Genomic DNA, 25561 nt, shown 5'->3' with positions numbered 1-25561 from the left:
TGCACTAGCTTGCGGTCCTGAGGTCAAACCCATCCAGCAACTCTGCGCGAGGCGCGCGCGAACAGCGGCATCGCAGCAGGCTCGCCGCAGATGTTTCCGAAGTTGCGGCTCAGAACCTTCCGGTCATCAACTCCGGGAATCCTGTTCTCGGGGCATGATCTAGTCGGGGCGATCCATGGAGAAGGTCTCTTCGACGATCGTGTAGTCCATGTAGCCCAGACGGGCGAGCGGGCGGTAGACCGACATGTCGATCATGCCGTCCTTGATGATCCGCTCATCGATATGGATTCCGACCACTTCGCCGATGACCATGTTGTTGACGATCTTCGGTGAGGAGGAGCGCAACTGGATGATCTGGACCAGCCTGCATTCCAGATTGACCGGCGACTCCTTGACCCGCGGGGCAGCGACGAGTTCCGACGGCAGCGGGGTCAGACCAGCCTGCTCGAATTCGCTGACAGTCCGGCCGACATGTGCCGAAGAGACATTCATCTGATCCTTCAGCTCCGCCGTCACCATGTTGACCACGAACTCGCCCGTGTCGCGCACGTTCGCCGCCGTATCCTTGATGTCACCTTCCGGATGCGGCCCATTGCAGCCGAACAGCACGGTCGGCGGAAAATCCGTGATCGCGTTGAAGTAGCTGAAGGGCGCGAGGTTCATGGTCCCGTCGCTGCCGAGGGTCGAGACCCAGCCGATGGGACGCGGCGAAACCAGCGCCTTGAAGGGGTTGTGCTTGAGGCCATGTGGCTGGTCGGCGCGATAGAACATGATTTCTGATCCCCTGTTTGCGCATTGCCGGACCGGACCGCTGCCGCCGGTGAACTGCGCAATGATCTAGCGCATCGGCGGCCAAAAGGGAATCAGCGCCTGACACCGCAGCACTGTTGGCGGGACGGTTACTTGTTGCGGACGACCTTGTTGTCGATTGCGGGCACGCTGTAGATGTAGGTCTCGATGGCCTGCAGGTCCGCGTCGGTCAGGAATTTCAGACCGTCTTCGATGGCCTCTTCCATCGACCCCTGCACATTGTCGAAGTCGGGTTTCATGCCGCTCTTCATCAGTTCGACAAGATCGCCCTTGCCCCAGTCGCCGGTGCCCGTGGCGTGCGGCGTGATGTTGGGGACAAGCTGCCCCTCCGGCCCATCCGGCGTTCCGGCCAGATAATCGCCGCGTTTCAGACCACCGAACATGTTGCGGGGCGTGTGGCATTCGCCGCAATGGGTCAGGGCCTCCACCAGATAGGCCCCGCGGTTCCAGTCCGCCGACTGCGCCGGATCCGGCTCGAAACGTCCCTCGTCGAAGAACAGCATCCGCCAGCCGCGCTGCATGAACCGCCAGGAGAAGGGAAAGCTGACGTCATGTTCCCGGTTCGGCTGTGCCACCGGGTCGAGGGAAAACAGATAGGCCTTGATGGCCAGCGCGTCTTCCCGCGTCATCTTCGTGTAGCTGCCGTAGGGAAACACCGGGAAATAGCGTCCGCCGTCCGGCCCGACACCTTCGTGCATGGCCCGGACGAAATCCTCATCCGACCAGCCACCGATGCCATGTTGCGGGTCCGGCGTGATGTTGGGGCTGTAGAAGGTGCCGAACGGCGTATCCAGCCCCAGTCCGCCCGCGAACCGGGTACCGCCATCCTTTGCCGTGTGACAGGCGATGCAGCCACCGGCATGCACCAGGTACGCACCCTTCTCCACCATTGTCTCGGCACTGACGGTCTGGACCGTCATGGAGAACAGCAGCGCAAGGCCGGACAGGAGTCCGGCCTTGCGCATGCCCGTCAGAATTCGGCCAGGAAAGGTCACGATGCTCAGCTGGGCTTCGGACCGCGATAGTCGTCGTGGCAACCGCCGCAGGTCTTGCCGGTGGCACCCAGAGCCGCACCGATCTTGCCCGCGTCCATGCTCTCGGTCGCGGTGACCAGATCGGCGGAGGCGGCGATCAGACGGTCATTGGCCGCCTTGAACCCAGCCCAGTCGCTCCAGATGCTGGCCTTGGCGCGATACTCCATGCTGCCTTCCGGGAACAGCTCGATGGTGGTCTGCGCCAGCATGTTCAGCTTCTTCGCCGCGGCAACCGTATCGGCACTCGGGGCGGCATTGCCCTTGGCGACATCGGAGATCGCCTTCATCGCGCCACCCATTTCCTTCATCGCGGCAACGCGCTTGTCGGACATGCTGCCGTGCGCGCCCGCCAGTGCGGCACCCGCGAACACGGTCGCGGCAAAGCCAGCCAGAATGATCTTCTTCATCAGCTTCCTCCTCAGGATTTCCGACCGTCCGGACAACGGCCCACCGACCTCTCGGCAGCCTTCACGACGGCGCTCCATCATCCCGCACCTGTCGTGACGTTAACAAGCAAGTGCGTGCATTTATTCGTCGCCCGGATCATCACACCCTCGTGATGAGCTGTCCATTCCCCGCCACGCGGGCGCACTGGCCGGCGATCGTGCCCCGCCTCGCGCTCAGAATCCCAGATGCGCCCCCGCGATCAGCATGCCAAGGCCGAGCAGCAGTCCGACCGCCACCTGACCCGTGAACCAGAGCGCCAGGCCGGAAAGCGCCAGAGCGGCCATCTGGAACGGACCCATCATCGCGATCTGCGGTGCGACGACGGCGGCGATGGCACAGCCGGGCAGGACGCTCAGCAGACGCCGCAGGCGCCCCTGTTCCGGCACCCGCGCCCCGAGTGCATAGCCCAGATAGCGGGAGGCGAAGACCACGACAGTCAGCATCCCGATGGCAATCCAGGGCGACCAGGGGTCAGTCATTCCTCTTCTCCGGCAGGATCATTCCCGCTGCCGCGCCAGCGCCCACACCGATCAGCAGGGTATAGTGGGGGTCCAGCCAGCGGTGGGCCGCAACCGAGGCGGCGGCGGCAATCACCCAGGGCAGGGCCGGACCGATACGGCTGCGTGTCACCATCACCAGGATCAGGAACAGGAAGATCATCCCGCCCTGGCCCAGTGCCTTCAGGGTCAGGGCGTCAAGTGCACCCGGCAGGCTGACCCCGACACTGACACCCGACATCCAGGCAACCAGCAGGACAAGGGAGCATGTCATGTAGAGCTTCGTCACGTCCGCGCGCCTGCGTTCCTGCATGGCCAGCGCCCAGCTGGCATCGACCAGCAGCCAGATGCCGGTGAAACGCTGCAGCGGCGGCATGCTGCGCAGCATCGGCGCAAGCGTGAGCCCCATCAGGATATTGCGGGATGATACCAGGCCCGCCGACAGGGCAATGGCGAGAAGGGGAAGCGGGTCGGTCCAGAAGGGCAGGACCGCGAACTGGGCCGCCCCGGCAAAGGCGGTGAGGCTGAGCACCAGCGTCTGGGCGTCCGTCATGCCCTGCACATGTGCCGCCGAGCCATAGACGGTTCCGAACGTGAAGGCCCCCAGGGCAAAGCCGAAACTCATCCGCAGGCCATCCGCCACGCTGCGGCCCACACCAAGGTGCCCGTTGTTCATGCTGTCGCCTGTTCATGAGAATGCCGGGACGCCCGGCGCGGGCAAACCTATGCCAATGCCGTTTCAGGTCAAGCGATGGCCGACACTACTGAATCTCGAAATCCGTGGCCTGCACGGTACCGGAGGTCAGTCGCGCGATCTCGAAGCTGTTGGCACTGTTGCCGCCATCCGGGTCGAAGTGCAGGCGGCTGTCGCTCTCATCGAAGAAGAAGGTGGCCTCGCTGGTGCCGAGATCGACACCACCCGGATTGTTGGTCAGGTCGAAGGCCTGGCTGACGAAATTCTGCCCGTCGGTCAGGGTCGCAGCCCCGCCACCGACATTGGCGAAGCCGCCGCTTTCGATCAGGAACTTGTCACTGCCGGTGGTGAAGTCGGTGATGATGTCGCCTGCTTCCGCCTGCGTGTCATAGCGGAAGCGGTCATTGCCGGCATTGCCGGTCAGTTCGTCCGACCCGATGCCGCCGAAGATCTCGTCGATATTGTCACCCCCCGCGACCGTGTCGTCACCTGCGCCGCCCTGCAGGGTGTTCTGCCCCGAAAGCGCGGTCACGAAGTCATTGCCGTCCCCGCCGCGCACGGTGTCGTTGCCCGCATCGCCGCTCAGGCTGTCGGCACCGAGGCCGCCATCGATCAGGTCGGCACCGGAACCGCCGGAGATGGTGTCGTCGCCATCATCGCCGGAGACGGTGTCATCATCCTGCTCGCTCTGGATGAAGTCATTGCCGTTGTCGCCGTTGATCGAATCCTGGCCAAATCCGCCGCGCAGGCTGTCCGCACCATCACCGCCCGTCAGGGTGTCATTGCCGTCCTCGCCCAGGATATCGTCAATCCCGGCGCCGCCATCAATGAAGTCATCGCCCGCGCGTCCCTCGATCCGACTGTCTGCGCCATCGCCGAAGATATTGTCCGACTGGGCCGTGCCGATCACGTTCTCGACCCCGACCAGCGTATCGTCACTGATGCCTGTCACCGTTGCCGTCCCGGCAGTCAGATCGACCGTGACACCGCCAGCCGTGATGGTCGAATAGTCGATGGTGTCGCTGCCATCCCCGGCATCGAGGGAGTCGTTGCCGGTGCTGCCGATGATGGTGTCATTGCCGCCGGCAGTGCTGATGGTGTCGTCGCCGGCCCCGCCGTTCATGCGGTTGGTGTTGCCGTCACCGGTCAGCGAATCATTGCCCGCGCCGCCGAAGATCCCTTCGATGGATGTCAGTGTGTCCGTGCCGAAGGCGGCCGTCGTCAGCGTGGCGTCCGTGACCGTGAAGGTGATGTTCTCGGCCCCGATGGCGGAGAAATCGACCACATCGATACCGTCACCGCCGTTCAGCACGTCGTTGCCGGCTTCTCCCGCCAGCGTGTCATCACCGGCACCGCCGGTCAGGCTGTCGTTGCCCGCATTGCCGACGAGGCGGTTGTTGCTCGCGTCACCGGTGATCGTGTCATTGCCCTGACCACCGATAACGGTCTCCAGACGATCCAGCGTGTCCGTGCCGGACTGGGCGCTGGTCGAGAACCGGTTGCTCAGATCGGCGAGCAGGTCAGTTGTCAGATGGTCATAGCTGACAACGTCGCCGGATCCGGACCCGCTGTTCTGATTGCCGCCGTCCAGGGTGTCATTGCCGGCACCACCACGCAGAGTGTCGTCACCTCCCAGACCGCGCACGCGCATGCCGGCAGTCGCATCACGGCCGTCGAAACTGTCGTCACCGTCCTGCAGGTCGGCACTGAGATTCCGGTTGCCGATTCCCGTCCCGGAAAGATCACCGACCGTCAACGTGTCATTGCCGGAGGATCCGGAGATGCCGAGACGCTCCACCGCGACATCGCCTGTGATCGTCTGGACCGTCGCGCCGGTCGTTGTCTGGATCGTCACGTCGGTACCGGAAGCCGCGACAGTGACCGCGGTGCCCGCCGCGTCATCGAGCAGCAGATTGATCTCGTCATCCGCGCCATCGCCACCGGCTACCACATTGGTGCCGCTGTCACTGGCATCGAAACGGAACCGGTCGTCGCCCGCGCCGCCGCTCAGGGTGTCGTCACCGGCATTGCCCGCCAGCGTGTCATTGCCGGCCCCGCCGCTCAGGCTGTCGTCACCCGCGTCGCCGCGCAGGAAGTCCGTGCCGTCACCGCCATCCAGGGTGTCATTTCCGCCGCGCCCGACGATCAGATCATTGGTCGCCTGCGCCGCAGCGGCATCGTCCGTGTCGTCCAGCAGCTGAACGGAGAACAGCACGTCATCGAAGGATGCTTCCTCGACATCCGCGAACAGGGTGTCGATTTCGCCGGAGCCCACCTGGGTGACACTGATGCCGGAGCCGTCACCAAGTGGCGAGACCTCGATCGTCCGCGCCAGGTCACCGGGATTGCTGAGCACGCTGTCGGCGATCACGGCGCGGTCGGTACCGCCGCCACCCGCCAGGCTGTCATTGCCCGTACCGCCCACCAGGGTGTCATCACCGGCATCGCCGGAAAGCAGGTCCGCACCGGCACCACCGCTCAGGCTGTCGGTCCCGGCGCCGCCGAACAGCAGGTCCGCCGCAGTGCCCCCGGTCACCGTGTCGGTTCCGCCGCCGCCGAAGAGGATGCTGCGCACATTGTTCGCCGTCAGCGCTTCATCGCCCGCGTTGCCGGTGGTGAGCACAAAGGCCTCACCGGAAAACTGTGCTTCCTCGAAAGTGCCATCGAGCTGGTCCGTGCCTTCGTCGACATCGCCGGTCACCGTGTCGGTGATCGTGATCGCGCTGCCGTCGTCATTGGCGGAGAAGGTGAAGTCGCCGACCGCCCCGGCATAGACCACCCGGTCTGCCGCACCATCGCCGCCCGACAGGACGTCATTGCCGACACCACCGGTCAGGGTGTCATTGCCGGATTCACCCAGCAGCGTGTCCTGACCTGCATTGCCGGAGACATCATCATTACCGTCGCCCGCCAGTACCGCATCCCGACCCGCGCCGGCGCTGATGGTGTCATTGCCGCCGAGTGCCGCGTGAATGTCATTGCCGTCGCCCAGTGTCTGGTTCTCGGCATTGTCAGTGGCTATGGAGAGGTCGAAGGTTTCCGCCGCGAAGGTCACCCGTTCCACATCACTGTTGATGGTGTCCGTACCCTCGGCCGCCGTCACGATTGTGAAGCCGGAACCGTCGGCGTTCGCCTGACCGACCACATCCTCGATCGCGGTCGCGAAGATCGCCAGGTCTGCCCCGCTGCCGCCGGAGAAGACATCGTCGCCGCTGCCGCCGGTCAGGGTGTCATCGCCTTCTTCGCCGAGCAGCGTGTCACCACCCGCGCCACCGGAGAGGCTGTCCTGACCCGCGCCGCCGAACTGCACATCGCTGCCGTCACCGCCGATGATGGTGTCATTGCCGTCACCACCGACCGCCACCGCACCGCCATTGTCCTGCGTCAGGGCATCATTGCCGCCGGTGCCGAATGTCGTGTTGAGGCCGGTGCCGCCGAAATCCAGGATCTCGATATCCGTCGACAGGGTGTCCGTGCCTTCCGATCCCACCGTATCCTGCAGCACGACCGTCAGGCCATCGGCGGAGACATTGGCGATGAAGCCGGGGGCAACGCCGCTGAAGATCGCCGTATCGATGCCACTGCCGCCGGTCAGGAAGTCATTGCCATCACCGCCGGAAAGCGTGTCATCACCGCCCCGTCCGGCCAGGAAATTGTTGTTGGCATCGCCGGTCAGCGCGTTGTCCGCCGCGTCACCCAGGGCAATGTCGAACAGGGTGCCGTTGAAATCGATCTCGTCAATCTCCGCGGTCAGGGTGTCGGTGCCTTCCGCGCCAACCGTGTCGGCCAGCGTGATCTCGCCGCTGGTGTCATCGACGGTCTGCCTGAACCCGCTCTGGTCGCCGACATAGACCGCGCGATCAATGCCGACGCCACCGACAATCCGGTCGTCGCCTGCACCCCCGGAAAGCGTGTTGGCACCCGTGCCCGCATCAAGCAGATCGGCAGACGTTCCGCCGGTCAGGGTGTCGTCACCGGCACCACCGAACAGCTCCAGCGCGATTCCCGCGTTCGAACCATCGACGAGGTCACCACCGTCACCGGCACGCACCACGATCGTATTGTCCAGAATGCCGGAGCCCGTCAGGTTACCAAGGACCACCTGGTCGCCGTTCAGGCCGAGATCGACCTCCAGCTCCTCGACATCCTGCAGCGTGACCTGTGTCTCCCTGCCTTCGACATTGAAATTGAGCACGGCCTGGCCGTCCACGGTTTCGCCGGTCAGGACATTCGTCTGGTCCGCGTCGGCAAGAATGGTCAACGTGTCGATGCCCGCACCACCGATCAGGGTGGCGTCACCATCTGCGATATTGAAGGTCTGGGCACCGTCGAATGCGATGACGCCATTGTCGCCGTCATCATCATTCTCGATCTGCTCGTCGTCGTCGTTGCGGTCGTCCAGATCATCATCACCGATGCTGCCGATGACCTCTTCCTCGGCGGCGGCATCACCGATCTCCTCGCCTGCGGCGACTTCGACATCATCGTCGTCCAGGCCGAGGGCGGCGCGCAACTGCGTCAGCACGCCGGTATCCTCCACTTCAGGCGCGTCCGGCAGTTCACCCAGATCGGCGTAGGCCAGGACACCCGGGGCAAAGGCTGCCAGCAGCGTGTCCACATCCACATCACTGAGCGGTGTCGGCTGGCGGAACATGGAAAGCACTTCCATGCCCTGGAGCGGCTGGTCCAGGACCAGCACGGCACCGGCAGTTGCCACCGCCACGGAACCCGCCGCAAGGCCACTGACGCTGGGCAACAGCACGAAGGTATTGGCCTGCGCCTCGGGCGCGGCCTTGCCGATGACCCGCGCGCCCCGCACCGTCAGGTTGGCCACTGGCGTGCGGACAAACAGAACCTCCGCACCGCCAGCAGTCGCGGCGGTAGTATCGATCGCGAACTGGCCCTGAATGACAAAGAACTGCGGTTCGCTGGAACCTGATTCCTCCGGTGCCTCCAGCAGGATGCGGCTGTCGCTGTCAAAGAATGCGGCGGCACCGTCTGACGTCACCAGCTCGACCGCGCCGTCTCCCCGGGTCAGGATGATGTCACCGGGACCGACGCGTTCGCCCGTCTGCAAAGGCCCCTGGCGGCCATCGACATGCACCACGAAGACATCACCGACCACGGTCCGCACCGACAGGGTGCCACCGACAGGGGAGCCGTTCAACTGCACGGTTTCCAAGGGGTTGGCGCGATCGACCGCCCCCTCCACCTGACTGGCCGGGAGCACGAAACCGGAAACATCGGTCGATTCGTCAGAGACGGTGGTCTCTGCACTGTTTCGTCCCGAGATCTGGTCCATTCTGTTCGTCCTCAACCGCACCAGCGACACCGACATGGTGTCACATTCCGTGATTCAGCAGAAATCAAGCAAGCCTGATGCCATTCCCACGATCGCGGGCGCGACGAATCATGCGGCCCGCGCGGCCAGCATCTTGCCATAGGCGGCCACGGTACGCTCGGCGATCGGGGCCAGACGCGCCACGGCGGCCCCGGCCGCCTCCAGTTCATTCTCCTCGAACAGCTCCTCGGCTTCCCGCGCGGCCTCGAACAGCAGCATGCCACCAACCGTTCCGGCACTGCCCTTCAGGCTGTGCGCCTCCCGGCCCAGTGATTCACGGTTTGACGCATCCGGAGTCTGCTGCAGGGTCTGCAGACGCTGCAGGGTATCCTCGATGAAGGCCGTGATGAGTTCCGGCAGGATGTCCTCGCCCACATCCTCCGCGAACTGATCCAGGATGGCCTGATCGATCAGGGCGGCGCCTTCCGCTTCAGGCTCTGCCGGCTCTCCCGCATGCGGCAGGCCTTCGTCCGTGGCCGGATCATCGGTGGTCGCGGAGTTCGCGACAGCCGGCGAGGAGGGCCCATCGGCCATTGCATCCGGTTCGGCAACCCGGTCCGGGCCCCCGGTGGCGCGGGCACCGATCAGCGCCCAGCGGGACACGAGCTGCAGCAGCTCGACCTTGTCGAACGGCTTGGCAATGAAATCGTCCATGCCCTTCGACAGACATTCCTCCCGATGTTCCGGCATGGCATTGGCGGTGACCGCAACGATGGGAACCGCGGCCCGGTTGCCGCCAAGGGCCCGGATCCGTGCCGTCGCCTCGAACCCGTCCATGTCCGGCATCTGCACGTCCATCAGCACCAGTTCGAAGGGCTTCTCCGCCACGGCGGCCAGGGCGGCGGCACCATCCTCGGCCGTGTCCACGACATACCCCGCCTTCTCGAGCATCACGCGGGCGACCTGCAGGTTGATGCGATTGTCATCGGTCACCAGCACGCGGCTGCCACGGGCAGCGACGTCGCCGACCTGTTCCGTTTCCGAGGCCACACTGGCGTCATGCTCCAGATCCCGCCCGGTCAGCGCCCGGGCCAGCGGCAGCAACCGGACAGGACGGGTAACGAAGCCGTCGAAGCCACGGGCCAGCAATTCGTCCACCCGACCGCGCTGTGCGGGCGTGATGGCAATCAGCATCTGGCCGCTGACCATCCGGCGCAGGGCGCGGATCGCCGACACTTCCGAAGATTCCGCCAGTTCCCCGGCAATGATCGCATGATCCACGGTCTCCACGGGCGGTTGCATGTCCGGCGCCAGATGGGCCACCGACAGCCCCAGACCGCGTGCCCGGGCGGCCAGCCCCTCGCGCAGCACCACATTTGCCGAATGGACAGCGACGGAGCGTCCGTCGGTCATGCGCAGCAGGCTGGCCAGAGGGTCGCTGGCTGGCTTCTCCGCCCGTTTCAGCGATGCCTCGAACCAGAAGGTACTGCCCTCGCCCTCGATACTCTCCAGACCGATCCGGCCGTCCATCAGGCCCACCAGACGCTTGCAGATCGCCAGCCCCAGCCCCGTCCCGCCATAGCGCCTGGCCGTCGAGGCATCCACCTGGGTGAACTCCTGGAACAGGGCGTCCTGGCGATCCTTCGGGATGCCGATGCCGGTATCGCGCACATCGAAGCGGATGGTCGGCGTTCCCTCGGTGCCACCGGAAAGGGACACATCGATCATGACGCCGCCCGTCTCCGTGAACTTGATCGCATTGCCGGCGAAGTTGAGCAGCACCTGCCGGATGCGGGTCGGATCGCCCATGAGCGTCTTCGGGATTGCCGGGTCGAGGATCACAACCGCCTCGATCCCGCCCTCGAATGCGCGGGCCGAGAGCAGGTCGGTGACGCCATCGACCAGATCGGACAGGTCGAACGCCACATCTTCCAGCTCCAGCCGGCCGGCCTCCAGCTTCGAGAAGTCGAGAATGTCGTTGATGATGGTCAGCAGCGCCTCGCCCGAAGCCCGAACGGTCTCGGCGTACTGGCGCTGCTCCCCGCTGAGCGGCGTTTCCATCAGAAGGTTGGTCATGCCGAGGACGCCGTTCATCGGCGTGCGGATCTCGTGACTCATCATTGCCAGGAACCGCGACTTGGCGACATTGGCATCTTCCGCGCGTTCCTTGGCTTCGGTCAGGGCGCTCTCGTTCTCCTTCTGCGTGGTGATGTCGGTGTGAACACTGACCCGCCCGCCTTCTTCGGTCACGAACTCGCCCACCAGCAGCCAGCGGCCATCGGCAAGTTCCGTTTCAACCGGTCCTGTCGGGTTGCGATGCCGCGCCAGACGCTCCGCCACCCAGACGTCCGGACTCTGGCCGCCGGTCATGACGCGATTCGTTACCGACTTGCGGATGATGTCCTCGAAACGCTCCCCCTCGACGATGTGATCATCATTGGTGGCGTAATATTCACGGTACTTGGCATTGAACAGGATGACCCGGTCATCCGCGTCGAACAGCGCGAAACCGTCCGTCATGGCATCGATCGCTTCCAGCAGCTGGGTGCGGGCGGCACTCTCGCGCGCCTCTGCCCGCGCGACCTTTCTGTAGAGCCGTCGTGTTCTCCTGATCTCCCGGATCAGGAAACCGACAAGGGTCCCCGCGCCCAGCAGGGTGCCGACGGCGGACAGCAGCAGTTCGAAGTAGATTGGCTCCAGCCGGTCCACCCGTGACTGAGTGACCGTCAGTTCCGAGGAGTTCGTCAGTTGCTGCAGCGACTGGAACAGCGCAACGAGATCCTTGCGAACGGCGCTGTAGTTCCGGAAGTCGCCCGTCTGCAGCGACATCAGCCGCGCGTCATTGACCTCGAACGTGCGGGCAATGCTGGCCGCGATGGAGCCCGCACCGAGTGAATCACCCTTGTCACTCTGCATCGCTGCCAGGAACGTCGGCAGCCGCTGCTTCATGTAGCCGAAGCGCTGCTGGAACTCGGCCTGGGACATGCCCGCAGTGCCGAGCACGTAATTGTCCAGCGTGCTGAGAAACAGGGAAAGCTCACTACGCGTGTGGGTTGCGCCCCAGACCACGCTGTCATAGCGGCTGGAACTGGAATTGTACTCCTGGCGGAGTGTCAGGATGGAAAAGACCGTCGTCGCCATCAGCACGGCGATGGCCAGACCGAGCAGCCCGAAACGCACTGCTCCCCATCGACCGGAAAGGCTGTCCTCTCCGGCTCCGGCAGCAGAACCATTGTTAAGAATATTGACCGAACGCATTTGACGACGCAATTTAGCAGTGTCAACGCAGTATGTCGCGTCTGTCTCGCTGCGAAAAATGGACGACAAGCCAGATACGCAATCCGGTAAGCCACTGTTCCTGCGCGGCAGACTTATGGAAAGTTGCAGAACATGAGCAGAAATGGAGCCAGCAGAATCCTGCTGGTCGAAGATACGCCCACGCTCGCCCGCAGCTACATCCAGTTTCTGCGGAATGACCCCTATGAAGTGCATCACGAGGAACTGGGCCGACCTGCGCTGGAATATATCGAACACCACCGACCGGATGCGATCCTGCTGGACCTGAAACTTCCGGACATGGACGGCATGGATATCCTGCGGCACGTGCAGGAGGTTGATCCGGACCTGCCGGTGATCGTGATTACCGCCCATGGGTCGGTACAGACCGCCGTCACTGCGATGCAGGCGGGGGCCGCCGACTTCATCGTCAAGCCGTTCAACGCCGATCGCCTGAAGGTGACGCTGAAGAACGCGCTGGAACGCACGGAACTGCTGGATATCGTCAATACCTACCGTGACGAGATCGACAAGGACGGGTTCGAGGGGTTTGTCGGCGGCGCGCTGGTAATGCAGACGGTCTACCGCATTGTCGAGGCTGCGGCCCCGTCCAAGGCAACGGTCTTCATCACGGGCGAGAGCGGTACCGGCAAGGAAGTCTGCGCGGAAGCGATCAAGAACCGCAGCCCACGCCGCAATGGTCCCTTCATCGCCATCAACTGCGCCGCCATTCCGCACGATCTGATGGAGAGCGAGATCTTCGGTCATGTGAAGGGCGCCTTCACCGGCGCACTGGGGGAGCGTGAAGGCGCGGCATCCATGGCCAACGGCGGCACCCTGTTCCTGGACGAGGTCTGCGAGATGGATCTCGACCTGCAGGCGAAGCTGCTGCGGTTCATCCAGACCGAGACCTATCGCAAGGTCGGGGCCTCGGTGACGGAAAAGGTCGATGTGCGCCTGATCTGCGCCACCAACAAGGATCCGATGGCGGAGGTCAAGGCAGGCCGGTTCCGGGAAGACCTCTACTATCGCCTGCACGTGATCCCGCTGCACCTGCCGCCGCTCCGGGATCGGGATGACGACATCGTGAAGATCGCCCGCGTCTTTCTGGCCAACTTTGCCGAGCAGGAAAAGCGGAAGTTCCGCGACTTCGACCCGGCGACAGCCGCCGTGCTGATGTCCTATGAGTGGCCCGGCAATGTGCGGGAACTGCAGAACGTCATCCACAACACGGTCGTGTTGCACGATGGTGAACTCGTCTCGCCGGACATGCTGCCGCCACCGCTGTCGCTGGTCACACCCAGTGTGCCCGTGTCGAAGGTGCCGCCAGCGGCGGAACCCGCCACCGCAACCGCCCCTGCGCCGGTCCCTTCCGGCCCGCGACCGTCGGACGTCAAGTCCCTGTCGGCGGAGATTCGCCCGCTCGCGGCGGTGGAGCGGGAATATATCGAGGGCGCGATCGCGCGCTGCGACGGCAATATCCGCACCGCGGCGGCCCTGCTCGGCATCGCGCCCCAGACGATCTACCGCAAGCGCTCGGCCTGGGAGGAAGAAGACGCGGCGGCAGCAGCAGCCGGGGCCGACTGACAGCTTCCGCCGCGCCTGAACCGTTTCAGGCGTCCATTGGCGTTCCGGCCAGCCGCGAGGAGCGCACCGGATGCACCTGGTCGCGCAGCAGCATCCAGGCATGAAAGGCGCCGGGGAACAGCGGCCGAAACGCGGCATCCATGACATCCAGACCACCGGTATAGGCCCCGAAGGCCGGCACGATCAGGCGCAAGCCATCGGTAACGAAGCAGCGGGCACGGACACTGCGGCCACGTCCGCGCACCTGCGCCTTCGGGTGCAGATGCCCGGCGACTTCCCCCGTGGCCCGTCCCGGCTGCGGCTCATGACGGAACAGCAGCGGACCACACCTGTATTCGGCCAGGACCCGCCCCCCGACATGCGCGGGCGGTTCGGGGTCATGGTTGCCGCTGATCCAGATCATTTCCTGCCGCCGGGAAAGTGCCGTCAGCCGATCCGTTTCATCGCGGCTCAGGCGGGCGAAGGCTTCACCATCGTGAAAGCTGTCGCCCAGCGCCAGCAGCCGGGCCGGACGGTATTTCGCCACCAGCCCCTCCAGCAGGGTCAGCGTCGCGGCGCTGTCATAGGGCGGCAACAGCCCGTGGCCCCGGCGCGCCATGGCCGATCCCTTCTCGAAGTGCAGGTCGGAGACAATCAGCATCCGCTCGGCGGGCCACCAGAGTGCCGCTGTCGGATCGGGGTGCAGCCGGGCACCATTCACCACCATCGCCCCATCCGTCACAGCAGCACCGAAGCTTCTGCCATCAGGTCGTCGGCGGCCTCCGCCAGGATATCCTCCATGGCCATGCCGAGCACCGGTTCCTTCCCGATCTCCAGCATGACCGGGACAGCCAGCGGGGAAATGCGCTCCAGCCTGCGGGTGACGATGCGGCCCTGCACCCGGACCAGCATGTCCCCCAGCCGCCGCACGTCCAGCAGCCCGGTCGCCGCATCCTCCCATGTCGCGCGCAGCAGGATGTGGTCGGGTTCATGGTCGCGCAGCACGTCGTAGATCAGGTCCGAGGAGATGGTCATCTGTCGCCCGGACTTCTCCTGCCCCGGAAAGCGCCGCTCGATCAGGCCGGCGATGGTGGCGACATTGCGGAAGGTCCGTTTCATCAGGATGGATTCATTCAGCCAGGCATCCAGATCGTCCCCCAGCATGTCCGGCGCCAGCAGCGCATCCACGTCCGTCACCGGGCGCAGCGACCAGACCGCCATGGCGTAGTCATTGGCGACGAAACCCATCGGGCGCAGGCCCAGCCGTTCCATCCGCCGGGTCAGCAGCATGCCCAGGGTCTGGTGCGCCAGCCGCCCCTCGAACGGGTAAGCCACCAGATAATGCTTCCTGGCGCGCGGGAACATTTCCACCAGCAGTTCGTCCGGGCGCGGCAGGATGGAGCGCCAGCTCTGCAGGCCCAGCCAGTCGCGGGTCTGCGGCGACAGGCCCGGATGCTGCCCCGGATCGGCCAGGATGGCGCGCACCTTGTCGGCCAGAAAGGTGGAGAGCGGGAACTTGCCGCCCTGGTAGCTGGGAACACTGGCCTCCTCCCCCGGCGCACGCACGACGATGGCCGTGGTTTCCTGCACCGACTGGAAGCGCACGATCTCACCCGCGAAGACGAAGGTGTCACCGGGTTTCAGTTGCTCGATGAAATATTCCTCGATCTCGCCGAGGTTCCGCCCGCCACGCAGCCGCACCTTCAGCATCGGCGCCTCGACGATGGTGCCGACATTCATGCGGTACTGCTGCGCCACGCGCGGGTTCGCCACGCGCCACAGGCCCTCCACGGTCTGCCGCAGCCGGTGATAGCGCTCGTAGCGTTTCAGCGAATAGCCGCCGGTGGCGACGAAATCGATCACCCGGTCGAAGGTCTCCCGGTCCAGCGTGCGATAGGGTTCGGTGGAGGTGACTTCGGTGAAGAGGTCATCGGCATCGAAGGGCGCGCCACAGGCGACCCCCAGCACATGCTGCGCCAGCACATCCAGCGCGCCGTCACGGGCAGGCGGCGCATCCACCTGCCCCTCCGCCAGCGCCTCCAGTGCCGCCAGACATTCCAGTTCCTCGAACCGGTTCGCCGGGGCGAACATGGCCCTGCTGGGTTCGTCGAGGCGGTGGTTCGCGCGCCCGATGCGCTGCAGGGTCCGGGCCGCCCCCTTCGGCGCACCGATCTGGACCACCAGATCCACGTCGCCCCAGTCGATGCCGAGGTCCAGCGTGGAGGTGCAGACCACGGCCCGGAGTGCCCCGCGCGCCATGGCGGTTTCCACCTTGCGCCGGCGTTCCACATCCAGACTGCCGTGATGCAGCGCGATGGGGAGCACGTAATCGTTCACCCGCCAGAGCTCCTGAAACACCAGTTCCGCCTGGCTGCGGGTATTGACGAAGACGAGAACGGTACGGTGGTCGCGGATCGCCTGATAGACCTCCGGAATGACATGCCGTGCGGTGTGACCGGACCATGGGATCCTCCCCTCGGCCCGCAGGATGGTTACCTCCGGCTTCGGCCCGGGCGAACCGCGGACGATGGTGGCCGGTTCCTGTCCCAGCCCGACGAAACGGGCCAGCCGTTCCGGTTCCGCCACCGTCGCCGAAAGCCCGACCCGCCGATGGCCGGGCGAGATCGCCCTGAGCCGCGCCAGATCCAGCGCCAGCAGATCTCCGCGCCGCGTATCGGCGAAGGCATGAAGCTCATCGATGATGACGGCGCCAAGGTGCTGAAACATCTGCTTCGCCTCCCGCGCAGCCAGCAGCAGCGCGAGCTGTTCAGGCGTGGTCAGCAGGATGTTCGGCGGCGTCTTCTTCTGCCGCTGCCGCTTGGACTGCGGCGTATCGCCGGTGCGTGTCTCAAGCGTCACCGGCAGCGCCATCTCCCGGACAGGCGCATCGAGGTTCTGCGCGATGTCGTAGGTCAGCGCCTTCAGCGGTGAAACATAGAGCGTGTGGAGTCCTGGTCGGGGGGTGGCGGCCAGGTCGATCAGGCTGGGCAGGAAACCCGCCAGGGTCTTGCCGCCGCCCGTGGGCGCGATCAGCAGCGCATCATCGCCGCGCGCCGCGATCTCCGCCAGCCGCACCTGGTGCGGCCGCGCCTGCCAGCCCCGGCGGGCAAACCAGTCGTTGAAATGTCCGGGCAGGACATGCGTGGGCAGGGACGCGTCGTTCATCCGCCGATCCTAGCGCGGTCGGTGCGGATGTTCTGCTTTTATTCGGCAGCGTCACCGAGATAGTTGACGCAGATTCGCTGGGGCGCATCACCCTTCAGCGGCTCCCCGGTCATGCCGCACTTGGGCAAGGCCTCCGACTTCTTGCAGCCTGTTTCCGGCGCCAGATGGCGACAGCAGGCGACACAGACGCCAAAGGGCTTGGAGCCCAGTTCGATCTGCAGGCTGGCCATCAGACGGCCCAGGCCATCGACCATCAGCGCGGCAGTCCTGTCGTCCATGCTGCCGACAATGGTCTCGATGCAACGGACGGGATCGCGGGCAATCATCCGCTCCCCCTCCGCCGTCAGGTCGATCAGGCAGACGCGCTTGTCCCGGTCGCTCGGGGTGCGTGCGATCAGCCCCTTTGATTCGAGCGCAGAAACAGTCTGGGAGATCGTCCCCTTCGTCGCGCCGAGGAAATCGGCAACACCACCCGGCGTGCGCGAATAGCGGTTGGCCCGGTTCAGATACCGCAAGGCCTCCCACTGCGCCGGGTTGAGGCCGTCCACGTACTGCAGTTCCCGGGTCATGCGCCCCAGCCGGTCGATCAGTTCAGCGACGCGCGCCGCGTGATCAGGCGTCTCGCCCGTCATCGGATCGTCATTCTTCGCTGTTTCGCTGGAGCTCTGGCCGTCGTTCACGGTCATTTGGTTTCGACTCGAAAATTAATGCTTGTGGCTATCGAACACGCTGCATAAAGTATCGAGGCGAAACCAATTTGCCAAGAGGCAGTTCGGTCGCAGGCATGGCCTGCCCGGGGGACCAGGTTCTGGCGGACCTGGCGGGTGGGGCCGGAAAGACGGGTGACGACGATGATCCATGACAATTCAATGCAGTCGGTTCGGCAGGAACAGCAGTTCATTTCCACGGCGATGTCCGCGCCGCTGCTGTCGTTCGAGCATGAGCAGGATCTGGCGCTGCGCTGGCGCGACGAGGGCGACGAGCGCGCCCTGCACGAGCTGGTTTCCGCCTACATGCGCCTGGTGGTCTCGGTTGCGGGCCGCTTCCGCGCCTACGGACTGCCGCGCGCCGATCTGGTGCAGGAAGGCTGCGTCGGCCTGATGCAGGCTGCCGCGCGGTTCGAGCCGGAACGGGGCGTGCGCTTCTCCACCTACTCCACCTGGTGGATCCGTTCCTCCATGCAGGAATATGTCCTGCGCAACTGGTCCATCGTGCGGTCCGGCACCAGTGCGGCCCAGAAGGCACTGTTCTTCAACCTGCGGCGGCTGCGGGCACAGATCGACGGTGCCGGCGCGGTGAACCTGACCGAGGAAGCCCGCGACCAGATCTCCGAGAAGCTGAAGGTCTCGACGCGGGAAGTCGTGGCCATGGCCAACCGCCTGTCGGCCAAGGACCAGTCCCTCAACGCCCCGGCGGGTGAGGAAGGCTCCGACGAATGGGGCGACTTCCTGGTGGACGACCGCCCCTCGCCGGAAGAGGTGACCGTGACCGTGCGGGACAATGCCACCCGTGGCGTCTGGCTGAAGGAAGCGCTCTCCGACCTGAGCGACCGGGAGCAGCTCATCGTGCGGGAGCGGAAGCTGAACGACGAGAAGGTGACACTGGAGGAACTGGGCGTACAGCTCGGCGTGACCAAGGAACGTGTGCGCCAGATCGAGCACAAGGCACTGCAGAAGCTGTCGGATGGTGTGCTGCGGCGCGCCCGTGACGCAGCGGATGCAGGGCGTGGCGGCGATCAGCTCATCACGCTTTCAGATGAAATGGCCGCCTGAGACAGCGCGGCCTGACCCGAAGACCGGAGCAGAACATGAGTGAGAAGATCAGTGCCGGCAGCGCGATGCCGGCGATCAGCGTGCCGAAACTCGGCGGCGGAGAGCTTGATCTCGGCGGCAACGGTGCATGGCGCATGGTGATCGTGTATCGCGGCAAGCATTGCCCGATCTGCAAGCGCTATCTCAGTGGTATCGAGGCCCTGCAGGGCGAGATCGACGATCTGGGCCTGGAAGTGGTCGCGGTGTCCGGCGATTCGGAGGAACAGGCCCAGGCCGTGGCTGACGAGACCGGGGTGAAGATTCCGCTCGGCTATGGCCTGACCAAGGCACAGATGCAGCAGCTCGGCCTCTATGTCTCGACCCCGCGCCCGAACGAGACCGACCACGAATTTCCCGAACCCGGCATGTTCGTGGTCAACGATCAGGGTCAGGTGCAGATCGTCGACATCTCCAACGCGCCCTTCGCGCGGCCGGAGATCGCCAGCATCCTGCGTGGGATCAGGTTCATCCAGGAAAAGGGCTATCCCATTCGCGGGACCGCCTGACACGCGTTATCAGACTCGTGGACGACCGACAGGGGGCGGACAACGCCCCCTGTTTTCGTTTGCGCGGAAAGACCCGGCCCCCGATGCTGACCCGACCGATACAGGAGACTGAAGAATGACCAGCAGAGAACCAACCCTGCGTCCAGCCCCCATGCCCTCCGACTGCAACGCCAACGGCGACATCTTCGGTGGCTGGGTGCTGTCGCAGATGGACATGGCCGGCGGCATCGCCGCCTCCCGCCATCTGAACAGCCGCTGCGTCACCCGCGCGATCGAGGCCATGACGTTCGAGGCCCCGATCCGGGTCGGCGACGTGGTCTCGCTGTTCACCGACATCAAGCGGGTGGGACGGACCTCCGTCACCGTGCATATCGAGACCATCGTGCATCGCAAGTTCGGCACGGAGACCGTCAAGGTGACCGAAGGCGATTTCGTCTTTGTCGCCATCGATGACGAGGGCCACCCGACCGAACATGGTGTCGCGCCGGAACAGGGCCCGGCCCGATGATCCGCATCGAGCATGAGGGGGCGGTCGCCAGCATCGTCCTCGACCGGGCGGAGAGCCGCAATGCCATGACCGCCGGCATGATGGCCGACATCGCCCGGGCCGTTGACGACATTTCCCGTGACACTCAGGTCCGCTGCCTCGCCGTCCGCGGGGAGGGGGAGCATTTCTGCGCCGGGCGCGACCTGACCCAGGGGGAGGACCGCAATCTCGGTCCCGCCGTGGAACGCTACGAGGCCTGGACGGAAGTCTTCCGCCGCCTCGATCGGCTCGCCATCCCCTCCGTCGCCGTGGTCCAGGGGTATGCGGTGGCCGGTGGTTTCACGCTGGCCATGGGCTGTGATTTCGTGATTGCCGAGCGCTCGGCGCAGTTCGGCGTGCTGGAGATGCGCTCCGGCTTTCCCGCCGCCGTCAACACGCCGCTGCTGGCGCAGCTTGTCGGCTCCCGCCTGGGGCTGGAGATGCTGCTGTTCGGAGAGATGATCGACGCGGCACGGCTGTATGAGATGGGTCTGGTGAACCGCCTTGCCGACGGGCCGGAAGAGCTGGAGCGGGTGGCGGCGCGCTTCATTGCCCGGGCGGCGGCGCTCAACCCGGAAGGTGTCAAGCTGACCAAGGCCCTGCATCGCGCCGCGCGGGCCATGCCCAGGGACGATGCACTGGCCATGGGCACCCAGTTGAACGCCCTGATCGCAACGTCCGGCACCTTCGACGCGGCGGCAGAGAAATTCCGCAAGCGCGAGACCGGTTGACGTAGGGGAATATGCAGCTACCGGACAGTAAGTCTGTTGCATTACATATCAACAGGAAAATGCTCCAAGGCTGTATCAAATAATGACTGGCGGATTCACCAATGAAATCCACAAGGTAACGACGCCTTTCCCTCAAGGACAACAATACTGACCCGAATTAATTGCTTGATTTGAGCACTCATGATTGTCCGCGAGGTATGCCTGAACTACAATCATCCGTGAATAGTCTTGATCAACCTGGCCCGCATGGAGGGCCGCTCTGCACGTATCCGGCCCTGGACAGGAAACCGCTGCCACGATCTCAATGGCCTGACCGACAGAACAGCGCTCCAGCGGACCCCATTGAGGAGGTTCATGGAATGCTTGTTTCAACCCTGCTGCATGCCAAGGGTGGTGATGTTGCCACCGTGCGTCCCGACGCTTCCGTCGAGAGTGTTGTCGGGCGCCTGAAGACCGAGCGCGTGGGTGCCCTGGTGGTGTCCGACGATGGTCACCGCATCAACGGCATCGTCTCCGAACGCGACGTGGTCCGCGCCCTTGCCACGCATGGCTGCGACGCGCTGGAGCGTACCGCCGCGGACATCATGACCGGTGACGTGATCACCTGCGATCAGTCCGACGCCGTGGCCGACCTGATGCGGATGATGACGGAACACCGCATCCGCCATCTGCCGGTCGTGGAGGCGAACGTGCTCTGTGGCATCATCTCCATCGGCGACATCGTCAAGAACCGGGTCGACGAGTTGCAGCATGAAGCGGACGCGATGCGGGAGTACATCCGTACCGGCTGAAGTCGCGGCCCGCGTTCCGCCGCTGAAAATGTCCGTCAGGACCGGACGGCGGGCACGGGTGACACAGCTTTGCCGCAATGCCACCTTGTGCTCGCCTGACTCGCCCGCCGATAATGAGCGCTGACATTCAACGCAGTGCAGGTGATGGTCTGATGAGAATGCTGATGAATCTTGCGGCGGCAACTGCCGTGTCGGCCATGGTGCTTGCCGGGCCGGCGGCGGCCCAGAAATCGGCAGACCCGGCGCAGGACGCTGAAGTTATCAAGGTCTATGACGCGGGCACCCTGAAGCCTGCCGACATTCGCGCCTGCCTGCGCCAGGACCAGCGCCTGGGTGACCTGGAGAAGCGCCTCACCGACTACCAGGCCAGCATGACCGCGCACCGCAGCCGCATTACCGCGCTGGAAAAGGAGCTCGACCGCCGTCGCAAGCAGATCGACGGCACCGACCCCGCCGCCGTGAAGGAATACAACGCCCGGGTGGAGCGGCACCGGACCATGATCGACACCTACAACGAAGAGATGCTGCCGACCCTGGACCGTCGCCGCGATCAGCTGAACCAGCTGGTCAAGGACTACAACGCCGCCTGCGCCGACAAGAGCTACTTCGAGGACGACTGGCAGGCCGCGCTCGCCGAACTCGGCATGAAGGACCCGCGCCCGTCAAAGAGCGGCGGCAAGTAGCCCGAACCGGCTGCGGATGGACTGAACCCCCGACCCGGAAAGCCCCTCAGATGAAGGTCGCGTCGGTCGGCAGGCCGAAGAGCACCCGACCGGTCAGTTCATAGGTCGAGCCATTGACCATCATGTGCTGCGTCATGGTGTGTGCATCCCGGAAACGACGCTGCAGCGGCGACGACAGGAAGACCGAGTCGCCACCGGCAATGTCGTACATCGATCGCGCCACATCGGCGGAGGTCCGGGTCGCGTGGGTCGCCGCCAGCCGCAGCCCGGCGCGGGTCTCCGTGCCGAGATCATTGCCTGCCTCGGCCTCGGCCCATGCCTTTCCGACCACATCCTCGACGAAGGCCAGCGCACCGCTGAGGCTTGCGGTGGCGCGTGCCAGGTCGGCCTGCGCCATGCCGCGTTCGGCCAGTGTGCGCCGTCCGCCCGTCGGCTTCTTCGTCGCGGCCAGCGCCACCAGGTCATCCACGGCTGCCGCCGCATTGCCCAGCGCCACCGCCGCGATGCCAAGCGCCAGCAGGCCGAAGGTGGGAAAGCGGTAGAGCGGGCCATCCGCCGTCGCCGTATCGTGCATCAGCGATACCGAATGGCTGGCGGGGACGAACAGATCCGTCACCTGCATGTCACCCGACCCGGTCCCCGCCAGTCCGGTGGAATGCCAGGTGTCGAGCAGTTCCGCCTCCGCCGCCGGAAAGATCACCATGCGTGAATCGGGCATGCCGTTGTCCAGCAGCATCGGCTTGCCGTCCGCCATGATCACGGCACCGCCTGCCAGCCAGGTACAGTTGGCGGAACCGGAGGCCCAGGCCCAGCGCCCGTTGACGCGATAGCCGTCACCCTCCACGACCGCGCGGCCCATGGGGGCGAAGACACCGCCGAAGATGCCGTCTCGCGCGCCATAGATGTGCTGCGCCACGGACGGTTCCAGGAACCCTGCCTTGTAGGCGGAGGTGGCGGCAATCATCGTGCACCAGCCTGCGGCAGCGTCGGCGGCCCCGACCTGGCGCATCATCGACAGTGCCGTGGCCGCATCGCATTCCAGACCACCGATGGCCCGGGGCACCATCATGTGGAACAGGCCCGCGCGGGCCATCTTCGCCGCCAGATCGGCGGGCAGACGGCGCGCCTTCTCGGTCTCCGGCGCCCGTGTGGCAATCTCCGGCAGCAGTGCCGCAACGTCGGTTTGCAGGGTCATGACGTGTCCTTCGGAAAATCATCGGGATCCGGGGCAAGCCGGACGAGCCGCCGACCGGTATTCTCCCCGCGAAACAGGCCGGCAAAGGCCTCCGGTGTCGCCTCAAGCCCGCCGGGCAGCACTTCCCAGCGGCCTGCCAGTTCGCCGCGCACCATGTGGTCGGCCATGGCCGTCTCCGCCGCGCCCCAGTTGGGCAGGTCATCGAAGACAACCAGACCCTGCATCATCAGCCGGTGGGTGATGAAGGCGCGGGTATTGCGAATGCCCGCCACCGCCGATTCGTCACTGTTGTAGGCATCCACCTGCCCGGACACGACGATGCGCCCGTTCTGCCGCATCAGCGGAATGACCTGGTCGATCATCGCATTGCCGACATTGTCGAACAGGACATCGACGCCCTTCGGTGCGGCAGCGGCGATGGCCGCAGACAGATCGCCGGTCGCCTTGTAGTCGATGGCGGCATCGAACTGCGCCACACCGGTCATCCAGTCACACTTGGCCTGTCCTCCGGCGACCCCGATCACGGTGCAGCCATGCAGGCGCGCAAGCTGCCCCGCTGCGGAACCGACGGCCCCGGCGGCCGAGGTCACCACCACGGTCTCCCCCGCCTTCAGGCTGGCGACCCGGTGCAGACCGAACCACGCGGTCATGCCGGAAACCCCCAGTACGCCAAGCCAGGTAGCCAGTGGCAGGCGGCGGTCTGTGATGCGCCGCACGAAGCCGCGCGGATCGCCGATCACATGCTCGGCCCAGCCGTCGGCGAGCGAGACGATCTCCCCCGGCGCGAAGTCCGGGTGACGGCTCTCGATGATCTCGCCGATCGAGAATGCCCCGACGGTGGCCCCGAGCTTCAGCGGCGGGATGTAGCTGGGCTTGCCCGACAGGCGGGAACGGGTGCCGGGATCGACCGAGATCAGGATATTGCGCACCAGGAACTGGCCCGCGCGCGGTTCCGGCATTGGCGCTTCCTCGATGCGGAAGTCTTCGGCGACGGGCGGCCCGTCGCAGAAGCGGGCGAGCACGATACGGCGGGTCGTGGCGGTCATGATGCTGCCCCCGTCAGAGTGCGACGCACCGCATCCTGCCAGCCGCGATAGCGGGCGTCGCGCACCGCCGCCGCCTGTTTCGGTGCAAAGCGGCGGTCCAGTTTCCAGGTCTCGGCGAACCGGTCAGGCTCCGGATAGAAACCGGCATCGAGCCCGGCCAGATAGGCGGCACCCAGTGCCGTGGTCTCCAGCACCGTCGGGCGGTCCACCTCCACCCCCAGCGTGTCGGCAAGGCACTGCATGGTCCAGTCGGAGGCCACCATGCCGCCATCGACCCGCAGCACCGTGTCCGCCTCCTCGCTGGCCGGCCAGTCCTTGCGCATTGCCTCCAGCAGATCACGGGTCTGGTAGCAGACGGATTCCAGTGCCGCGCGCGCCAGCTCCGCCGGGCCGGTATTGCGGGTCATGCCATAGAGGGCACCGCGCGCGTCCGCATCCCAGTGCGGTGCGCCGAGGCCGGTGAAGGCAGGCACCAGATAGACGGCCTGCGCCGGGTCCGCCTTCTCCGCCAGCACGCCGCTCTCCGACGCCTTGCCGATGATGCCCAGACCGTCGCGCAGCCATTGCACCGCCGCCCCGGCCACGAAGATCGAGCCTTCGAGAGCGTAGGTCCTCTGCCCCCCAAGCTGATAGGCCACCGTGGTCAGCAGCCGGTTCCTCGAAGCCACCGGCGCGTCACCGGTATTGAGCAGGGCGAAGCAGCCGGTGCCATAGGTCGATTTCATCATGCCGGGCTGAAAACATCCCTGCCCCACCGTTGCGGCCTGCTGGTCCCCCGCGATACCGCGCACGGGAATGGCGCGCCCGAACAGGTCCGGATCGGTCTCGCCGAAGAGACCCGACGAATCCTTCACATCCGGCAGCATCGCGGCAGGCACCCGGATCAGGTCGAGCAGTTCACGGGCAAAGGCCCCTTCGTGAATGTCGTAGAGCAGGGTGCGGGAGGCATTGGTGGCGTCGGTCGCATGGATCCGCCCGCCGGTCAGCCGCCAGAGGATGAAGCTGTCGACCGTCCCGAAGGCAAGCTCGCCCGCCTCCGCCCGCTGCCGCGCGCCCTCCACGTGATCCAGGATCCACGCCACCTTGGTGCCGGAGAAATAGGGGTCGAGCAGCAGGCCGGTACGGGCCGCGACCGTCGCCTCATGCCCCGCCGCCTTCAGTTCCGCACAGCGGTCTGCCGTGCGCCGGTCCTGCCAGACGATGGCCCTGTGGATCGCCCTGCCCGTCGCCCGGTCCCAGACGACGGTGGTCTCCCGCTGGTTGGTGATGCCGATCGCGGCAACATCCGCAGCCTCCACCCCCGCCAGTTTCAGAGCCTTGCGACAGGTCTCCAGGGTGGTGGACCAGAGATCCTCCGCCTCATGCTCGACCCAGCCGGAAGCCGGAAAATGCTGCGGGAACTCGGACTGCGCCAGGGCGACAACGCTCATGTCCCGGTCGAACAGGATGGCACGACTGGATGTCGTCCCCTGATCGATGGCCAGAATGTACGTCCCCATCCG

General features: G+C 65.4%; 20 protein-coding genes. 7 read left to right on the top strand and 13 right to left on the bottom strand.

What is annotated here, in order from left to right:
• Window positions 1–159: 159 nt before the first annotated feature.
• The 7 genes from QGV55_RS19320 to QGV55_RS19290 form a co-directional block, all read right to left on the bottom strand.
• Window positions 160–771: a flavin reductase family protein gene (locus QGV55_RS19320; RefSeq protein WP_281019001.1), complete on the bottom strand. Its 612-nt coding sequence runs from the start codon at window positions 769–771 to the stop codon at window positions 160–162.
• 128 nt (window positions 772–899) lie between these two features.
• Window positions 900–1775, bottom strand: a complete 876-nt coding sequence (locus QGV55_RS19315) for a cytochrome c (protein ID WP_281019002.1) — start codon at window positions 1773–1775, stop codon at window positions 900–902.
• A 35-nt stretch (window positions 1776–1810) separates the two neighbouring features.
• Complete coding sequence (locus QGV55_RS19310) at window positions 1811–2251, bottom strand: cytochrome c (RefSeq protein ID WP_281019003.1); 441 nt, start codon at window positions 2249–2251, stop codon at window positions 1811–1813.
• 213 nt (window positions 2252–2464) lie between these two features.
• Complete coding sequence (locus tag QGV55_RS19305) at window positions 2465–2770, bottom strand: AzlD domain-containing protein (RefSeq protein ID WP_281019004.1); 306 nt, start codon at window positions 2768–2770, stop codon at window positions 2465–2467.
• Window positions 2763–3464, bottom strand: coding sequence for an AzlC family ABC transporter permease (locus QGV55_RS19300; RefSeq protein WP_281019005.1), 702 nt, complete (start codon window positions 3462–3464; stop codon window positions 2763–2765). The genes QGV55_RS19305 and QGV55_RS19300 overlap by 8 nt, the downstream gene beginning before the upstream one ends.
• 85 nt (window positions 3465–3549) lie before the next feature.
• The gene (locus tag QGV55_RS19295) at window positions 3550–8784 is read right to left on the bottom strand and encodes a hypothetical protein (RefSeq protein ID WP_281019006.1); all 5235 of its coding nucleotides are present in this window, start codon (window positions 8782–8784) and stop codon (window positions 3550–3552) included.
• A gap of 108 nt (window positions 8785–8892) precedes the next feature.
• Complete coding sequence (locus QGV55_RS19290) at window positions 8893–11943, bottom strand: response regulator (protein WP_281019007.1); 3051 nt, start codon at window positions 11941–11943, stop codon at window positions 8893–8895.
• 210 nt (window positions 11944–12153) lie between these two features.
• Here QGV55_RS19290 and QGV55_RS19285 point away from each other — a divergent pair, with 210 nt between their 5' ends.
• On the top strand, window positions 12154–13626 hold the full coding sequence (locus tag QGV55_RS19285; RefSeq protein WP_281019008.1) for a sigma-54 dependent transcriptional regulator: 1473 nt from the start codon (window positions 12154–12156) through the stop codon (window positions 13624–13626).
• Window positions 13627–13651: 25 nt separating this feature from the next.
• On the opposite strand, the gene pdeM is transcribed toward QGV55_RS19285, so the two are convergent.
• From pdeM to QGV55_RS19270, 3 genes are read right to left on the bottom strand one after another with little or no spacing between them, the layout of a single operon-like run.
• Window positions 13652–14332 (bottom strand): ligase-associated DNA damage response endonuclease PdeM, encoded by a 681-nt coding sequence (gene pdeM / locus QGV55_RS19280; protein ID WP_281019009.1) that lies wholly within the window; start codon window positions 14330–14332, stop codon window positions 13652–13654.
• Between the two features lie 11 nt (window positions 14333–14343).
• The gene (locus QGV55_RS19275) at window positions 14344–16770 is read right to left on the bottom strand and encodes a ligase-associated DNA damage response DEXH box helicase (RefSeq protein ID WP_281019010.1); all 2427 of its coding nucleotides are present in this window, start codon (window positions 16768–16770) and stop codon (window positions 14344–14346) included.
• Window positions 16771–16808: 38 nt separating this feature from the next.
• Window positions 16809–17456: a MarR family transcriptional regulator gene (locus QGV55_RS19270; protein WP_281019011.1), complete on the bottom strand. Its 648-nt coding sequence runs from the start codon at window positions 17454–17456 to the stop codon at window positions 16809–16811.
• A 183-nt stretch (window positions 17457–17639) separates the two neighbouring features.
• Here QGV55_RS19270 and QGV55_RS19265 point away from each other — a divergent pair, with 183 nt between their 5' ends.
• The 6 genes from QGV55_RS19265 to QGV55_RS19240 all read left to right on the top strand — a co-directional run bounded on the left by QGV55_RS19265 (window position 17640) and on the right by QGV55_RS19240 (window position 21818).
• A complete protein-coding gene (locus tag QGV55_RS19265; RefSeq protein ID WP_281023694.1) occupies window positions 17640–18542 on the top strand; it encodes an RNA polymerase factor sigma-32 in 903 nt (300 codons plus the stop codon).
• Between the two features lie 35 nt (window positions 18543–18577).
• Window positions 18578–19087 carry a redoxin domain-containing protein gene (locus QGV55_RS19260; protein WP_281019012.1) on the top strand — a complete coding sequence of 170 codons (510 nt, stop codon included), beginning with the start codon at window positions 18578–18580 and terminating at the stop codon, window positions 19085–19087.
• Between the two features lie 115 nt (window positions 19088–19202).
• Entirely contained in the window at window positions 19203–19595 is a 393-nt protein-coding gene (locus tag QGV55_RS19255) for an acyl-CoA thioesterase (protein ID WP_281019013.1), read from the top strand.
• Window positions 19592–20344, top strand: a complete 753-nt coding sequence (locus QGV55_RS19250; RefSeq protein ID WP_281019014.1) for an enoyl-CoA hydratase/isomerase family protein — start codon at window positions 19592–19594, stop codon at window positions 20342–20344. Before QGV55_RS19255 ends, QGV55_RS19250 begins: the two co-directional genes overlap by 4 nt.
• A 359-nt stretch (window positions 20345–20703) precedes the next feature.
• A complete protein-coding gene (locus QGV55_RS19245; protein ID WP_281019015.1) occupies window positions 20704–21135 on the top strand; it encodes a CBS domain-containing protein in 432 nt (143 codons plus the stop codon).
• A gap of 152 nt (window positions 21136–21287) precedes the next feature.
• Complete coding sequence (locus tag QGV55_RS19240; RefSeq protein WP_281019016.1) at window positions 21288–21818, top strand: hypothetical protein; 531 nt, start codon at window positions 21288–21290, stop codon at window positions 21816–21818.
• Between the two features lie 46 nt (window positions 21819–21864).
• Here the strand turns inward: QGV55_RS19240 and QGV55_RS19235 are convergent, their stop codons facing one another.
• The 3 genes from QGV55_RS19235 to glpK are packed head-to-tail and all read right to left on the bottom strand — an operon-like array spanning window position 21865 to window position 25558.
• Window positions 21865–23013, bottom strand: coding sequence for an acyl-CoA dehydrogenase family protein (locus QGV55_RS19235; RefSeq protein WP_281019017.1), 1149 nt, complete (start codon window positions 23011–23013; stop codon window positions 21865–21867).
• Window positions 23010–24059 carry an NADP-dependent oxidoreductase gene (locus QGV55_RS19230; RefSeq protein ID WP_281019018.1) on the bottom strand — a complete coding sequence of 350 codons (1050 nt, stop codon included), beginning with the start codon at window positions 24057–24059 and terminating at the stop codon, window positions 23010–23012. The genes QGV55_RS19235 and QGV55_RS19230 overlap by 4 nt, the downstream gene beginning before the upstream one ends.
• Complete coding sequence (gene glpK / locus QGV55_RS19225; protein WP_281019019.1) at window positions 24056–25558, bottom strand: glycerol kinase GlpK; 1503 nt, start codon at window positions 25556–25558, stop codon at window positions 24056–24058. The genes QGV55_RS19230 and glpK overlap by 4 nt, the downstream gene beginning before the upstream one ends.
• Window positions 25559–25561 lie beyond the last annotated feature (3 nt).

Origin of the sequence: Minwuia sp. IMCC3009 (genome assembly GCF_029909415.1) — a bacterium.
In the GTDB taxonomy this organism is placed as follows: Bacteria; Pseudomonadota; Alphaproteobacteria; order Minwuiales; family Minwuiaceae; genus Minwuia.
The sequence above is the reverse complement of the archived record's forward strand: the minus strand, read 5'-3'. Positions and strand labels throughout refer to the sequence as shown.